Annotated in this window: 12 protein-coding genes and 1 tRNA gene; 8 read left to right on the top strand and 5 right to left on the bottom strand. The window is 65.0% G+C overall.

Annotation, left to right across the window (positions count from 1 at the left end; translation table 11 throughout):
• Window positions 1-152: 152 nt before the first annotated feature.
• The 3 genes from FFI87_RS25460 to FFI87_RS25450 all read right to left on the bottom strand — a co-directional run bounded on the left by FFI87_RS25460 (window position 153) and on the right by FFI87_RS25450 (window position 3,573).
• Window positions 153-626, bottom strand: coding sequence for a VOC family protein (locus tag FFI87_RS25460; RefSeq protein WP_006754865.1), 474 nt, complete (start codon window positions 624-626; stop codon window positions 153-155).
• A gap of 414 nt (window positions 627-1,040) precedes the next feature.
• Window positions 1,041-2,198, bottom strand: a complete 1,158-nt coding sequence (locus FFI87_RS25455) for a porin (protein ID WP_138848598.1) — start codon at window positions 2,196-2,198, stop codon at window positions 1,041-1,043.
• A 442-nt stretch (window positions 2,199-2,640) separates the two neighbouring features.
• Entirely contained in the window at window positions 2,641-3,573 is a 933-nt protein-coding gene (locus tag FFI87_RS25450) for a YihY/virulence factor BrkB family protein (protein WP_138848599.1), read from the bottom strand.
• Between the two features lie 139 nt (window positions 3,574-3,712).
• Here FFI87_RS25450 and fdnG point away from each other — a divergent pair, with 139 nt between their 5' ends.
• The 7 genes from fdnG to FFI87_RS25415 all read left to right on the top strand — a co-directional run bounded on the left by fdnG (window position 3,713) and on the right by FFI87_RS25415 (window position 12,943).
• On the top strand, window positions 3,713-6,784 hold the full coding sequence (fdnG, locus tag FFI87_RS25445) for a formate dehydrogenase-N subunit alpha (RefSeq protein WP_138848600.1): 3,072 nt from the start codon (window positions 3,713-3,715) through the stop codon (window positions 6,782-6,784).
• A gap of 10 nt (window positions 6,785-6,794) precedes the next feature.
• Complete coding sequence (gene fdxH, locus FFI87_RS25440) at window positions 6,795-7,709, top strand: formate dehydrogenase subunit beta (RefSeq protein ID WP_011658409.1); 915 nt, start codon at window positions 6,795-6,797, stop codon at window positions 7,707-7,709.
• The gene (locus tag FFI87_RS25435) at window positions 7,706-8,332 is read left to right on the top strand and encodes a formate dehydrogenase subunit gamma (RefSeq protein ID WP_006754871.1); all 627 of its coding nucleotides are present in this window, start codon (window positions 7,706-7,708) and stop codon (window positions 8,330-8,332) included. Before fdxH ends, FFI87_RS25435 begins: the two co-directional genes overlap by 4 nt.
• Before the next feature lie 107 nt (window positions 8,333-8,439).
• Window positions 8,440-9,375: a formate dehydrogenase accessory protein FdhE gene (gene fdhE, locus FFI87_RS25430; RefSeq protein WP_186381733.1), complete on the top strand. Its 936-nt coding sequence runs from the start codon at window positions 8,440-8,442 to the stop codon at window positions 9,373-9,375.
• A 68-nt stretch (window positions 9,376-9,443) separates the two neighbouring features.
• Window positions 9,444-10,883, top strand: coding sequence for an L-seryl-tRNA(Sec) selenium transferase (gene selA, locus FFI87_RS25425; RefSeq protein WP_138848602.1), 1,440 nt, complete (start codon window positions 9,444-9,446; stop codon window positions 10,881-10,883).
• Window positions 10,880-12,805, top strand: a complete 1,926-nt coding sequence (gene selB / locus FFI87_RS25420; RefSeq protein ID WP_138848603.1) for a selenocysteine-specific translation elongation factor — start codon at window positions 10,880-10,882, stop codon at window positions 12,803-12,805. Before selA ends, selB begins: the two co-directional genes overlap by 4 nt.
• A gap of 42 nt (window positions 12,806-12,847) precedes the next feature.
• Window positions 12,848-12,943 (top strand) — tRNA-Sec (locus FFI87_RS25415).
• Between the two features lie 148 nt (window positions 12,944-13,091).
• On the opposite strand, the gene FFI87_RS25410 is transcribed toward FFI87_RS25415, so the two are convergent.
• Entirely contained in the window at window positions 13,092-13,964 is an 873-nt protein-coding gene (locus FFI87_RS25410) for a slipin family protein (protein WP_012365716.1), read from the bottom strand.
• Between the two features lie 390 nt (window positions 13,965-14,354).
• Window positions 14,355-14,558, bottom strand: coding sequence for a hypothetical protein (locus FFI87_RS25405; protein ID WP_012365717.1), 204 nt, complete (start codon window positions 14,556-14,558; stop codon window positions 14,355-14,357).
• A gap of 343 nt (window positions 14,559-14,901) precedes the next feature.
• Here FFI87_RS25405 and FFI87_RS25400 point away from each other — a divergent pair, with 343 nt between their 5' ends.
• Complete coding sequence (locus tag FFI87_RS25400) at window positions 14,902-15,351, top strand: type II toxin-antitoxin system HicB family antitoxin (RefSeq protein ID WP_138848604.1); 450 nt, start codon at window positions 14,902-14,904, stop codon at window positions 15,349-15,351.
• Window positions 15,352-15,378: the final 27 nt, after the last annotated feature.

The raw sequence follows: 15,378 nt of genomic DNA, 5'->3' as shown, positions 1-15,378 counted from the left end.
ACGCCACGAACGCACGCCGCGACCGCACACCCCGAAGCACACCCCGAAGCACACCCCGAAGCACACCCCGAAGCACACCCCGAAGCACACCCCGAAGCACACCCCGAACGCACCAGCGCCCCGCGAATGCGGCGCGACGCCCGTTGCCTTCGTCAGCCCGCCGTGCCCGCGTACGCAGCCTTCAGCGCGGCGACGTCGAACTTCGTCATCTGCATCATGGCCGCGGCCACACGTGCCGCCTTGACCTCGTCGCGGTCGGTCATCATCGGGATCAGCGCGTCGGGCACGATCTGCCACGACACGCCGAAGCGGTCCCGCAGCCAGCCGCAGCCGTCGGCCGTGCCGCCGTTCTCGAGCAGCGCGCTCCAGTAACGGTCGAGTTCGGCCTGGTCGGCGCAACTGACCATCAGCGAGATCGCGTGATTGAACGTCTCGGTGCGCGGGTGGCTCATCGCGGTGAACGGCTGCCCGAACAGTTCGAACTCGACCATCCGGGTGCCGCTGGTGCCGGGCACCGCCGTGACGCGCACGACGCGCGAGTTCGGGAAAATGTCCGTGTAGAAGGCCGCGGCTTCTTCGGCTTCCGTCGCGTACCAGAGGAACGGCGTGATCTTCTGAATCGTCATGGAGCGTCTCCTGTCTGCTGTCGGTGAGGGGCGGGGCAAGCTGCATGCCGCCATCGATACGACGAATGAAGCGCGTCGAAATCGACATGTCGAAGCATACGTGCTTCACATCGGAGGATCAGGGGATCTCGGGAGATCGGGAGATCGGGAGATCGGGAGATCGGGAAACCGGCGCATCCGGGTCGGCAGCGCGACGTGTCCGGCATGCATCCGAAGGGGCTTCCCGCGCGCGCTACGGGCCCCAGGCGCCGCTCGCGACCGGTTGCCGTGCCCAAGGCCCCGGCTGCGGTCATAGCCCGTCACGACGCCGCCTGCAATGGACGAAAAAAAACCAGCCAGGGCCGAAGCCGATGACTGGTTTTGCAGTTCGGCGGCATGGCGTCGAAGACGCCATGCACACCGGAAACGTACTTCTTAGAACTTGTGACGGATGCCGAGTGCGACGAGTTCGGCCGAGCTCTTGCCGGCGAAGCCGTACGAAGCGATCGACGCTTGCGCGCTTTGCTGCACGCCGTCGACGAGCTGCGTACCGCTCGCGTGCTGGTATGCGCCAACCAGGTAGATGTCCGTGCGCTTCGACAGCGAGTAGTCCGCGCCGACACCGACTTGATGGTACTTCGCGCTCGTGTCGCCGCTCGCCTTCGTGTACGAGTAGCCGAGGCCCAGCAGCAGCGGCGGCGTGACCTGGTACGTCGCGAAGCCGCGGATCGTGTTGTACTTCTCGGTCGAGCCGAAGCCCGAGAATGCGTCCGGCTTGTACTGTGCGTTGCTATAGCCAACGCCGAACGTCACCGGGCCCAGTGCGTACTGACCTGCGACTTGCGCGATGGCGATCGACTTCGCCGTTGCGTAACCCGAGTTGATCGGGCCGTCGAAGATCGCGTCGGACGTCGTCGAGCCCCAGCCTGCGCGGCCGACAGCCGTCGTCGGCGACGGGTTGGCTGCGTAGAAGTAGCCTGCTGCAACGCCGACCGGGCCGTTGTTGTAGGCAGCCGCGACCGACCACGTCTGGCCCGAACCCGTCTTGCCTGCAACGCCGCCGAGGGCGTACATGCCTTCGACCTGGAAGCCTGCCCAGACCGGCGACGTGTACTTGATTGCGTTGCTGACGCGCAGCGAGTTGTCGTTGTTGTCGACGTCGCCCGGCGTTGCCATCACGCTGCCGAAGTAGTTGTCAGCCGTCACTGCCTGGACCAGGTCGACCAGCGGGTCGTACTGGCGGCCGAGCGTCAGCGTACCGTACTGGTCGCTCTGGAGGCCGACGAATGCCTGGCGACCGAACATGCGACCGCCCTGGTTCAGGTGGCCCGTGCCCGGATCAAAACCATTTTCCAACTGGAAGATCGCCTTCAGGCCGCCGCCGAGGTCTTCAGCGCCTTTCAGGCCCCAACGGCTGCCTTGCAGGTTGCCCGACAGCATTTGCCACGAGTTGTTGGCTTGACCGTCGTTACCGTGAACCCATGCGATCGACGTGTCGATCACGCCGTACAGCGTCACGCTCGACTGAGCGTGAGCAGCGCCAGCGGCGCCCAGCAGGGCGAGCGAGAGGGTCGAGAGAGCGAGTTTCTTCATCGTTGAGTATCTCCACGCAAGTGATTCGTCATTCGTTATTTGTTGCGGATTGGAGAATAGCTCAGTGCCATCCAGGCAAGAAAGCTTAAAAAATAAAGTGTCTCGAAAAGGTAACAGCGTGAAAAAGTCTATATATATCAAGCACATCAACGACCGTTCCTCTTTTTGAAACAGTTGACATTTGTTGCGGCGCGATTGTTGCAGTGGGCGATGCGCTCGGCAGCGGAAGGGCGAATTTCGTGGGGTGGCACGCAGAAATCGAGGCGAGCAAACGTTTGCCATTGCAGCGGCCAAACCGGGCCGATGCAAAAATCGCATCAACACGCGTGAACGCGCGGCAGGGCCGGGTGATTGCGAAAAGGAACGCGGTCGCGTAGGGAGTCGATGGGACACCCGGCAGCGCGCGATGCGCGCGGCCGCATGCGAGGCAAGGCGTGGAGAGTCAGTCTTCGCGTGTGCGATCCGCGGTGGGATCCATCGGCGCGGGCACGGCGGCAGCATTGCGTGCGCCGCGATGCGCATCGCCGCGCGCGGCCGCGAATTCCGCGCCGAGCAGCAGCACGGCCGCCGAGAAGTACAGCCACATCAGCAGGACCGCGAACGATCCGGCCGCACCGAACGCACTGGCCGTCCCGGCACGCGCGAGATACAGCGCGAACAGCTTCTTGCCGCCGGAGAACAGGATCGCGGAGACGATCCCGCCGATCACCGCGTCGTGCCATGCGACGTGCGCGTCGGGCAGGAACTTCATCAGCACGGCGAACGCGCCCGCGAGCACCGCGACGCCGACGACGAGCTGCAGCACGTTGGTGATCGCGACGTATGGAGAATCGCCGAGCAGCCATGTGCCGATGAACGTGATCACGGTATCGAGCACGAGCGACACGATCAGCAGGAACGCGACGCCGAGCACGAGCCCGAACGAGATGAGCCGCACCCGCACGAGCCCGAGCATGCTCGACCAGCGGTTTTCCGTGCTCGGCCAGATCACGCTCAGCGCAGTATTCAGCGATGCGAAGGTCGCCGATGCGCCGATCGCGAGCGCCGCGAACGAGATCAGCGTCGCGATGCCGCCGCGCTCGCCCGCGCGATGCGCGTTCTGCACGATCGTCTGGATGCTGGCCGCCGCATCGTCGCCGATCAGCTGGTGGGCCTGCTCGAATACCTGGCCGCGCGCGGCTTCGTCGCCGTAGAACCAGCCGGCCACGGCGATCACCATCACGAGCGTCGGCGCGAGCGAGAACGCCGAAAAGAACGCGATGCTGGCAGCCATCGCCGAGCAGCGGTGGGAAGAGAAACGCTTGAATGCGTTGAGCGCCCAGTTGGCCTGCTGTTGCGCGAGGCGGGTCGCTTCGGATGTGATCTGTCGTTTCATGACGGTTCCGTTGCGCGCTGATCGCCGGACATCGGTGGATCAGACAAATCGGTATTGATCCGAGGATTGCATCATAGTTGCGCTGAATGTCTATAATCCTTTCAGTTTCTCCTTACCCCACAAAGACGCCGAGACCATCATGCTACAAATGTCACGGCGCCAGTTCCTGAAGGTGACGGCCACGTCGCTTGCCGGTTCGAGTCTTGCCCTGCTGGGCTTTTCTCCGACCGAGGCGCTTGCCGAAGTCCGACAGTACAAGCTGGCGCGCACCGTCGAAACCCGCAACACCTGTCCTTATTGTTCAGTGGGTTGCGGCATCCTGATGTACAGCCTCGGTGACGGCGCGAAGAACGCGCAGCCGAGCATCATCCATATCGAAGGCGATCCCGACCATCCCGTCAATCGCGGCACGCTATGCCCGAAGGGTGCGAGCCTGATCGATTTTATCCACAGCCCGAGCCGCCTGACGCATCCCGAATACCGGGCGCCGGGCTCGGACAAGTGGGAGCGCATTTCGTGGGGCGATGCGCTCGACCGGATCGCGAAGCTGATGAAGGCCGATCGCGACGCGAACTTCGTCGAGACGGCGGAAGACGGCGCAAAGGTCAACCGCTGGCTGACCACCGGCATGCTGGCCGCGTCGGCGGGCAGCAACGAAGTCGGTTACCTGACGCACAAGGCTGTCCGCAGCCTCGGGATGCTCGTATTCGACAATCAGGCGCGTGTCTGACATGGCCCGACGGTGGCAGGTCTTGCCCCGACGTTTGGCCGTGGAGCGATGACGAACCATTGGGTCGACATCAAGAACGCGGACGTGATTCTCGTGATGGGCGGCAATGCAGCCGAGGCCCATCCGTGCGGTTTCAAGTGGGTAACGGAGGCGAAGGCGCACCGCAAGGCGCGGCTGATCGTCGTCGACCCGCGCTTTACGCGTACGGCGTCGGTGGCCGACTACTACGCGCCGATTCGCACCGGCACCGACATCGTCTTCCTGGGCGGCGTCATCAACTATCTGCTGACGAACGACAAGATCCAGCATGAGTACGTGAAGAACTACACGGACTTCTCGTTCATCGTGCGCGAGGATTTCGCGTTCAACGACGGCATCTATTCCGGCTACGACGCCGAGAAGCACGCGTATCCGGACAAATCGAGCTGGGACTACGAGCGCGGCGACGACGGCTTCGTGAAGGTCGACCCGACGCTGCAGCATCCGCGCTGCGTGTACAACCTGATGAAGCAGCATTACGCGCGCTATACGCCGGACATGGTCCAGCAGACGTGCGGCACGCCGAAGGAGAAATTCCTGAAGGTGTGCGAGATGCTCGCGACGACGGCCGTTCCCGGCCGCGCCGGCACGGTGCTGTACGCGCTCGGCTGGACCCACCACTCGATCGGCTCGCAGATGATCCGCACCGGCGCGATGGTGCAGCTGCTGCTCGGCAACATCGGCATCGCCGGCGGCGGGATGAACGCGCTGCGCGGCCACTCGAACATCCAGGGCTTGACCGACCTCGGGCTGATGTCGAACCTGCTGCCGGGCTACATGACGCTGCCGATGCAGGCCGAACAGGATTTCGACGGCTACCTCAAGAAGCGCACGCAGCAGCCGCTGCGGCCCAACCAGCTGAGCTACTGGAAGAACTACAAGGCCTTCCACGTCAGCTTCATGAAGTCGTGGTGGGGCGATGCGGCGACCGCCGAGAACAACTGGGGCTACGACTACCTGCCGAAGCTCGACAAGCAGTACGACCTGCTGCAGGCGATCGAGCTGATGAATGAAGGCAAGATGAACGGCTACATCTGCCAGGGCTTCAACCCGCTCGCGGCGGCGCCGTCGAAGGTGAAGACGGCCGCCGGGCTCGCGAAGCTGAAGTGGCTCGTCATCATGGATCCGCTGGCGACCGAGACGTCCGAGTTCTGGAAGCATCACGGCGACTACAACGACGTCGACTCGTCGAAGATCCAGACCGAGGTGTTTCGTCTGCCGACCACGTGCTTCGCGGAGGAAGACGGCTCGCTCGTGAGTTCGAGCCGCGTGCTGCAATGGCACTGGAAGGGCGCGGAGCCGCCTGGCGAGGCGAAGAGCGATCTCGAGATCATGTCGGGGCTGTTCCTGCGCATGCGCAAGATGTACCAGAAGGACGGCGGCAAGTATCCGGACCCGATCGTCAACCTGACCTGGCCGTATGCGAACCCGGAAAGCCCGACGCCTGCGGAGCTCGCGATGGAGTTCAACGGGCGCGCGCTCGCCGATCTCCCCGATCCGAAGGATCCGACGAAGACGCTCGTGAAGAAGGGCGAGCAGCTCGCCGCGTTCGCGCAACTGAAGGACGACGGCACGACCGCGAGCGGCTGCTGGATCTTCTGCGGCGCATGGACGCAGGCCGGCAACCAGATGGGTCGGCGCGACAACTCCGACCCGACCGGCATCGGCCAGACGCTGAACTGGGCGTGGGCATGGCCCGCGAACCGGCGGATCCTGTACAACCGCGCATCGTGCGACGTGAGCGGCAAGCCGTTCGATCCGACCCGCACGCTGATCGGCTGGAACGGCAGCGCATGGAAGGGCCCCGACGTACCGGACTTCAAGGCGGATGAACCACCTGAAAACGGGATGGGGCCGTTCATCATGAACCCGGAAGGCGTCGCGCGCTTCTTCGCCCGCGCGGGGATGAACGAAGGTCCGTTCCCCGAGCACTACGAGCCGTTCGAGACGCCGCTCGCCGCGAACCCGCTGCACCCGAACAACCCGCAGGCGCTGAACAATCCGGCCGCCCGCGTGTTCCCGGGCGACCGCGCGTCGTTCGGGAAGGTGTCGGAGTTCCCGCACGTCGCGACGACGTACCGGCTGACCGAGCATTTCCACTACTGGACCAAGCATGCGCGGCTGAACTCGATCATCCAGCCCGAGCAATTCGTCGAGATCGGCGAGGACCTCGCGAAGGAAGTCGGCGTCGCGCACGGCGATCGCGTGAAGGTGTCGTCCAAGCGCGGCTACATCGTCGCGGTCGCGCTCGTCACGAAGCGGATCAAGCCGCTGACGATCGAGGGCAAGAAGGTCCAGACGGTCGGCGTCCCGTTGCACTGGGGCTTCAAGGGTCTGACGAAGCCCGGCTATCTCGCCAATACCCTGACTCCGTCCGTAGGCGACGGCAACTCGTACACACCGGAATTCAAGTCGTTCCTGGTGAAGGTCGAAAAGGCGTAAGGGGAAAGAGATGGCATTGCAATCGCTGGATATCAAGCGCGTCTCGGCCACCACGACGCCGCCGCCCACGGCACGCGAACCGGTGACCGGGAGCGTCGCGAAGCTGATCGACGTATCGAAGTGCATCGGCTGCAAGGCGTGCCAGACGGCATGCATGGAGTGGAACGACCTGCGCGACGAGGTCGGCACCAACGTCGGCGTGTACGACAACCCGGCCGACCTGACGGAGCACTCGTGGACGGTGATGCGGTTCTCCGAATACGAGAACCCGGCCGGCGACCTCGAATGGCTGATCCGCAAGGACGGCTGCATGCACTGCGAGGATCCGGGCTGCCTGAAAGCATGTCCGTCGCCGGGCGCGATCGTGCAGTACAACAACGGGATCGTCGATTTCCACGAGGAGAACTGCATCGGTTGCGGCTATTGCGTGACCGGCTGCCCGTTCAATGTTCCGAGGATTTCGAAGAAGGATCATCGCGCGTACAAGTGCACGCTCTGTTCCGACCGCGTCGCGGTCGGCCAGGAACCGGCCTGCGTGAAGACCTGCCCGACCGGCGCGATCGTGTTCGGCACCAAGGAGGACATGAAGCAGCACGCGGCCGAGCGGATCGAGGACCTGAAGGAGCGCGGCTTCGAGCATGCGGGGCTGTACGACCCGCAGGGCGTCGGCGGCACGCACGTGATGTACGTGCTGCACCACGCGGATAAACCGTCGCTGTACCACGGGCTGCCCGACGATCCGTCGATCAGCCCGATGGTGAGGCTGTGGAAGGGGATCGCGAAGCCGCTCGCGGTCGCCGGCATCGCGCTGACCGCGCTCGCCGGATTCTTCCACTACATCCGGGTCGGTCCGAACGAGGTCACCGCGGAAGACGAGGCCGCCGCCCGCGACGAGGCGCGACGCATCGAGGAGGACGCAAAATGAAGCACGACGACCCCAATCTGATCGTCCGCTACACGGCGAACGAGCGCACGAACCACTGGATCACCGCGATCACCTTCGTGCTGCTCGCGTTGTCCGGGCTCGCGCTGTTCCATCCGTCGATGTTCTGGCTCACCGCGCTGTTCGGCGGCGGCCAGTGGACGCGGATCCTGCATCCATTCATCGGCCTCGTGATGTTCGTGTCGTTCGCGATTCTCGTGGTGCGCTTCTGGCACCACAACGTGCTCGACGCGGACGATCGGCAGTGGCTGAGGCAGATCGACGACGTGGTGACCAACCGGGAAGACAGGCTGCCGCCCGTCGGGCGCTATAACGCCGGACAGAAGCTGCTATTCTTCACGTTGGTGGCGTGCCTGCTGCTGCTCCTGCTGTCGGGGATCGTGATCTGGCGGCGCTACTTCTCGTTCTACTTCCCGATCGGGGTGATCCGCGCGGCCGCTGTCGTGCATGCCGTGGCGGCCTTCGTGCTGATCGTGAGCATCATCGTGCACATTTACGCGGCGTTGTGGGTGAAGGGTTCGATCGGCGCGATGGTGCGCGGCACCGTCACGCTGGGCTGGGCCCGCAAGCATCACCCGAAGTGGTTCCGTGAAAGCGTGAAATAACGCATCGGAGCGGAACGGTTCGCCGATTGCGGCGTACCGTTTCGCCAACCGCCGGAATCGCCAGAAGCGCCGATTCGTCGGCGCTTACTTATTTGGAAGACATATTTGTGACACAACGCATTCTCGAACCGACCGACATCTCGGCGCTCGATCATTCGGCCATTCCGCGCTTTCGCCTGCCGGAGCGCGCCACCGTGTTTTCGGCGCGCGCCGCGCGGCTGCGCAAGCTGGCCGACCTGAACCCGATCAGCGGCTACCTGCGGCTGATGGCCACGGTCGCCGATGCCCAGCATGCGACGCTGCAGACGCTCGAGCTGCCGCTGCCGTCGAAGGAAGCGATCGCGCGTGCACAGCAGCATTCGATGCCGCTCGTGCCGGCGCTCGGCGGCGAGCGCGATCCGCGGTGGCGCGCGGTGCTGTATGAACTGCTCGACCGCGTCGAAGGCGCCGGGCTCGTCAACCCGCAGCTCGCGAAGCTGCTCGACCGGCTGCGCCTGATGGCGCCCGCCGAACTCGATGCGCAGGCCGAGGCGATCCTCGCGCTGCGCTTCGCCGAGGTCGACCCGGCCACCGCGCCGTTCCTGATGGCCGCGCTGCAGGTCGTCTGGACCGATCTCGCGAGCCGCATCGCGCCGGCCGAGATCCCGTATCTCGACCAGCCGGGGCTGTGCCCCGTGTGCGGCACGCATCCGGTCGCGAGCGTCGTGCGCGTCGGCGGCCAGTTCCAGGGCTACCGTTTCCTGCAGTGCGGGCTGTGCACGACCGAGTGGCACATGGTGCGCACGAAATGTTCGCACTGCGATTCGACCAAGGGCATCGCTTACCACGGGATCGAGGGCGGCAGCGAAGCCATCAAGGCCGAATCGTGCGACGAATGCAAGACTTATCGCAAGATCGGCTACCAGGAGAAGGACTACGAGTTCGAGCCTCTCGCCGACGATCTCGCGAGCCTCACGCTCGACCTGTTGATGAATGAAGCCGGCTACCAGCGCAGTTCGCCGAACCCGCTGCTGTGGCCGGACATGTCGCGCGAAACGGATTGACGGCAGGCGCGGGTGCGTGAGCACCGGCGCCTGCCGCCAGCCCCGCATGGAAATGGAGCCACCCTTACGTGAGCGAACCGGGTTTGAATGAACTGAATGCCGTCCTCGCGCGCGTACCGTCGGTCGAGCGCGTGCTGTCGTCGGCGCCGCTGCAGCCGCTGCTCGCCGACTATGGCCGCACGCGCGTGCTGAACGCGGTGCGCGCCGAACTCGAACGCTGGCGTACCGCCGCGCAGCAGGATCCGGCTGCGGCCGAGCCGCTCGACGAGCCGCGCATTGCGGCTGCCGTCGGCCGCACGCTGGCCGCGCGGAGCGCGGGCGCCGTGCGCGCGGTGTACAACCTGACGGGCACCGTGCTGCATACGAATCTCGGGCGCGCGCTGTTGCCCGACGACGCGGTGCGCGCGGTGGTCGACGCGCTCACGCAGCCCGTGAACCTCGAATTCGATCTCGCCACCGGCCGCCGCGGCGACCGCGACGATCTGATCGACGATCTGCTGTGCGAACTGACCGGCGCGCAAGCCGCGACCGTCGTCAACAACAATGCCGCGGCCGTGCTGCTGACGCTGTCGGCGCTGGCAGCGAAGAAGGAAGTCGTCGTGTCGCGCGGCGAACTGGTCGAGATCGGCGGCGCATTCCGCATCCCCGACATCATGAGCCGTGCGGGCGCGAAGCTGCATGAAGTCGGCACGACCAACCGCACCCATCTGCGCGACTATGCGGAGGCCATCGGCCCGCGCACGGCGATGCTGATGAAGGTGCACTGCAGCAATTACGCGATCAGCGGCTTCACGAAGGAAGTGACGCTGGCCGAACTCGCGCCACTTGCGCGCGAGCATGGGCTGCCGGTGGCGGTCGATCTCGGCAGCGGCACGCTCGCCGATCTGTCGCAATGGGGCCTGCCGCACGAGACGACCGTGCAGGAAACCATCGCGGCCGGCGCGGACCTCGTCACGTTCAGCGGCGACAAGCTGCTCGGCGGGCCGCAGGCCGGCCTGATCGTCGGCGATCGCGCGCTCGTCGCGAAGATCAAGAAACACCCGCTCAAGCGTGCGCTACGCGTCGGCAAGCTGACGCTCGCCGCGCTCGAACCCGTGCTGCGGCTCTACCAGGCGCCGGAATTCCTGTGCGAGCGGCTCACGACGCTGCGGCTGCTGACGCGGCCGCAACGTGACATCACCGAGGCCGCCGAGCGCGTGCGGCCGGCGTTGCAGGCCGCGCTCGGCAGCGGCTTCGACGTGCGCGTCGAGCCGATGTTCAGCCAGATCGGCAGCGGTGCGCTACCGCTCGATCAATTGCCGAGCGCCGGGCTCGTCGTGCGCACGCCGGACGGCAAGCGCGGCGGCCGTGCGCTCGCGCAGCTCGAGAAGCGTTTGCGCGAATGGCCGCGTCCGGTGATCGGCCGCGTGGCCGACAATGCGCTGCGGCTCGATCTGCGTTGCCTCGAAGCGGCCGACGAAGTGACATTCGTCGCGCAATGCGTGCGGCTTGCAGGGCCCGCTGAATGATCGTCGGTACTGCGGGACATATCGATCACGGCAAGACGACGCTCGTGCGGGCGCTGACGGGCGTCGACACCGACCGCTTGAAGGAAGAGAAGGCGCGCGGCATCTCGATCGAACTCGGCTATGCGTATACGCCGCTCGAGAACGGCGACGTGCTCGGCCTGATCGACGTGCCGGGCCACGAGAAGCTGGTTCATACGATGGCGGCCGGCGCGTGCGGAATCGACTTCGCGCTGCTCGTGATCGCCGCCGACGACGGCGTGATGCCGCAGACCCGCGAGCATCTCGCGATCCTGCAACTGCTCGGCGTGACGCATGGCGCGGTCGCGCTGACGAAGTGCGATCGCGTCGACGCCGCACGCGTGGCGGCGGTGCGCGACGAGATCGCCGCGTGGCTGCACGGCTCCACGCTCGACGGTGCGCCGATTTTTGAAACCTGCGCGACGCGCGACGACGATCCGGGCGTCGCCGCATTGAAGCGTTTCCTCGCCGATGCGGCGCTCGCGTGGCGCGCGCATCGCGACGACGGCCTGTTCCGGCTCGCGGTCGATCGCGTGTTTACGCTCGCCGGGCAGGGCACCGTCGTGACGGGCACCGCGTTCGCGGGGCGCGTAGCGACCGGCGACACGCTCGCGGTCGTGCGCACCGGCGGCGCGGCGCGCGTGCGCAGCATCCATGCTCAGAACCGACCGGTCGACGCGGGCCGCGCGGGCGAGCGCTGCGCGCTGAACCTGGCCGGCGTCGACAAGGCGGACGTCGAACGTGGCGATACCGTCGCGGATGCGCGGCTCGTCGCGACGTCGCCGCGGCTTGACGTTGAACTGACGCTGCTGGCCGACGCGGGGCTCACGCTGACGCACTGGGCGCCGCTGCACGTGCATCTCGGCACGCTGCATCGCGTCGCGCACGTCGCGCTCCTCGACGGCGATACGCTCGCGGCCGGCCAGAAGATGCGCGTGCAACTGGTGTTCGACGAACCCGTGTTCGCGCTGCCGGGCGATCGCTTCATCGTTCGCAATCCGCAAGCGACGCGCACGGTCGGCGGCGGCCGTGTGCTCGACCCGTTCGGTCCCGCGCGCAAGCGCCGCACGCCCGCGCGCCGCGCATGGCTCGATGCACTGGAGGCGTGGCTCGACGAAGGACGGCTCGATGCGCTGCTCGCGCAGGCGCCGCTCGGTATCGCCCGAGCGATGCTCACGCACCTCACCGGGTTGGCGCCCGACGTGCTCGCGTTGCCGGACGACGCGCTGGCGATTGGCCAGCGCGACGCTGCGTCGAACGATGGCACCGTGATGGCGCGGGCGCATTGGCTGGCGCTGCAGGCGCGCACGATCGACACGCTGCGCGCGTATCACGAGCGCGTACCGGACGAGCAGGGGCTCGACGCGGCACGCCTGCGGCGGATGGTGGCGCCGCTCGTCGGCGATGCGCTGTGGCGTGCGTTGGTCGATGCACTGGTGGACGGCGGGGAGGTCGCGCGTAGCGGGCCCTGGCTGCACCTGCCGTCGCATTCGGTGAGTTTCGATGCACGCGAGGAAGCGCTGGCGCGGCAACTGCTGCCGCTGATTCACGCCGGGCGCTTCGATCCGCCGTGGGTCCGCGATCTGGCGCGCGACACCGGCACGGCGGAGGAGGCCGTGCGGGCGCTGCTGCGCAAGCTCGCGCGGCGCGGCGACGTGCAGCAGGTCGTGCGTGACCTGTTCTATCACGCGGATATCGTGCGCGAGCTGGCCGGGCTCGTTGCGGATCTCGCGCCGACGCGCGGCGGCGGGCTCGATGCGGCGACGTTTCGCGACGCGACGGGGCTCGGCCGCAAGCGCGCGATCCAGATTCTCGAGTTCTTCGATCGGGTTGGGTATACTCGCTTCCACCGGGATCTCCACTTCCTGCGGCCTGACAGCGGTTGGGCGAGTATTCAGGCGTAACGCGCTCGGCGTTCTTCTCGTTCTTTTGGTTCTTCTCTCGTCGGAAGGCATTCGTATCCGGTGGTACGGCTGGACTTCAAATCCAGTTGGGGGTGTCAGACACTCCCGGGTCGGTTCGACTCCGGCTGCCTTCCGCCATTTGGCTTCGAGCGATTCTTTCACTCTCCGGGCAGAGCGCTCCTAGAGGTCGGGCCTTTCGTGCTGAACGAGCGGCAATGGCTCGGTATGCAGGCGTCTGCCCACTGCGGCCTGCAATTACTGCGGTCATCGACATGCTGTCGCACCTCTATGCCGCTGTCTTGAGCGTCGGCACCGAAGCCGAATCGGTCACGTCGTGCCCGGCAATTGCCAATGCCAGAACGGGGTTCAGGCTGTCCACCATCGAACTCGGAATCAGAATCGTGGCGCCGCGCTCCTTCGTCGTTTCATAGATGATGTTCATCGCTCGCAATTGAAGTGCGGACGGATGATTCTCATAGACTTTCGATGCCTCGACGAATTTCGCCGCCACTTCTGCCTCCGCGGAACCGAGTATCACACGCGCCTGCTTCTCGCGCTCGGCTTGCGCCTGCCGCGACATCGAATCCTGCAGCGCGACGGGGATTGCGACGTCTCGCGTTTCCACGGACCTCACCGTGATACCCCAATCCGCGGTTTTTCTGCCGATTTCCTCTGCCAGGTGTTCATCGGCCGCCTTTCGATCGGAGAGCAGCGTGGCCAGCATCGACGAACCAATCATCTCTCGCAGCGAGGTTTGCGCGACACGATCGATGGCCTGCCGGTAGTCAGTGATGGCCAGTGCCGCTTTTTGGGCGTCGTGTACGTGCCAGAAAATGATGGCGTCGACGTTGACCGGCACGGTATCCCTGGTAAGCGCCTCTTGAGCATTGAATGCCGTCGTTTGAATGCGCTCGTCGATCACTGCGACGACGTTGTCCAGTATCGGAACAATCAAAAAGAATCCGGCGCCCTTGACGCTCTGCAGTTTCCCGACGCGCAGGATCACGAACTTTTCCCACACGTTCGCCACTTTCACGGAGAGCGCGATCAGGATGGCGACGATGAAGACGGGTAATGCGAGATACGGATTGACCAGGGCGCCGACGGCAAACGCCGCAAGCATTACGACGGCGGACAGAAATAGCGTGACGGGGTTCATGGTGGCGCTCCATTCGATGATGCCGACCTGCGGCAAGCGCCACGAAGCACGACGACTGTCCGCGCGATTGTCCTTGCGCCCGGGCACCGGAGATTTGGGCGCTCATTCGAAAGATGCGCCGGATCGCGATGCGAATCTGTACGATGACGTACCGGGACGCGGCGACGGAGCCGCGACTCGTCGCGAGCAATGCGCAAGACCGGCAAGCGCCGCGCACGGTATCGCCCATGCTGTCGGCCCGCCAGCTGATAGGGCGGCATCACGTGCGCCGTTTATCCTGACGGGCGACGTGCCAAAGTAAAAAGCCGGCGTTTGGCCGGCTTCGCAATCCGCCTTGCTGGGGCGGCTCCTCGTTCTGCTTGAGCGCGAGGAGATGGACTACGGGATACGTTACCGGGTCAATAGAAAACCCATGCCGAGACGTTTCCTTGCATCGGAAATATATCGTCTGCGCGTGACGGCTTTCCACGAAAGGGGATGCCGGTTTTTTCGCTGCGGACCCACGACCGGCATGCCGTCGTCGGTCGCACGCGCCTCCGCCTGTTCTTGTTGGTTGTCCTGGAAATTATTTTCTCGCTTCGGGTGATCGTTCATCAAACGGCTCCGTCAGGAAATCGCGTTGCGTCATGGTTCAGGCTTGTACTGCTTGAATCGAATCAAACCGCGCAGGCGATAGGGGGCGCAACGGCCTACGTTCGTCACGACGTACCCCTCGCCATGAAGTCTACGATCCATCGCCAATCTGCCCGTGAAGTACCACCATGCGTCTGCAGGCTTCGGCAGTCGGTACGCTGCCGTACATGACCGATTGAGAATACAGGCTCCCTGCGCTTCAAGCGCGATTGAGCATGCCGCGCAGACTGTTCTTCAGCGTACAGATTCGTCGAGCCCCGCAATGCATGATGACTTTCGTTGCATTTTCCGTCAGGAGCGAGTCATGAAATATCCGGTCTATATCACGCGGCACGGGAATCCCCGCTATCGCGGCGCGCTTCCGGATTTTCCGGAAATCGATGTGGCGGGTGACTCGTATGGCGAGTTGCTGGTGGCTGCGGCGCAACAGGTCATGGCCTGCTACGACGGCTCCGCGCGTCTTGTACCGCCGCCGACCACGGATATGTCGATATTGCAGGCGTCGGATGTCGACGTGGGTAACGGAATCTGGCGGTTCTTCGATATCGACCTGACCGGGATGACCTCGAGTTCCGTGAGGATCGAGCTGTGCCTACCGAAATGCATTGTGCGCGACATCGACCTGAAGGCGAGCGCGCTGCACACGACGCGCGATGCATTCGTGTCGATGGCGTGTGCGAACGCCGACCAATCAGCGCAGCACGTCGCGGTGCGTTCCGAACCCACCGTGAAATCTCTGTCGGAAGCGGCTTGACGGTGAGACGCTTTGGACGGGAAGCCT

It is taken from the genome of Burkholderia sp. KBS0801 (genome assembly GCF_005937855.2).
Taxonomy (GTDB): domain Bacteria; phylum Pseudomonadota; class Gammaproteobacteria; order Burkholderiales; family Burkholderiaceae; genus Burkholderia; species Burkholderia ambifaria.
Note: the sequence above shows the minus strand (reverse complement) of the source record. Positions and strands in the feature narration are given on the sequence as shown.

Bases quoted from the DNA above. Each gene is read 5' to 3' on its own strand.
- FFI87_RS25450 (WP_138848599.1), bottom strand. From the start codon at position 3,573: ATGAAACGACAGATCACATCCGAAGCGACCCGCCTCGCGCAACAGCAG.
- selB (WP_138848603.1), top strand. From the start codon at position 10,880: ATGATCGTCGGTACTGCGGGACATATCGATCACGGCAAGACGACGCTC.
- fdxH (WP_011658409.1), top strand. From the start codon at position 6,795: ATGGCATTGCAATCGCTGGATATCAAGCGCGTCTCGGCCACCACGACG.
- FFI87_RS25410 (WP_012365716.1), bottom strand. From the start codon at position 13,964: ATGAACCCCGTCACGCTATTTCTGTCCGCCGTCGTAATGCTTGCGGCG.
- FFI87_RS25455 (WP_138848598.1), bottom strand. From the start codon at position 2,198: ATGAAGAAACTCGCTCTCTCGACCCTCTCGCTCGCCCTGCTGGGCGCC.
- FFI87_RS25435 (WP_006754871.1), top strand. From the start codon at position 7,706: ATGAAGCACGACGACCCCAATCTGATCGTCCGCTACACGGCGAACGAG.
- FFI87_RS25400 (WP_138848604.1), top strand. From the start codon at position 14,902: ATGAAATATCCGGTCTATATCACGCGGCACGGGAATCCCCGCTATCGC.
- FFI87_RS25405 (WP_012365717.1), bottom strand. From the start codon at position 14,558: ATGAACGATCACCCGAAGCGAGAAAATAATTTCCAGGACAACCAACAA.
- FFI87_RS25460 (WP_006754865.1), bottom strand. From the start codon at position 626: ATGACGATTCAGAAGATCACGCCGTTCCTCTGGTACGCGACGGAAGCC.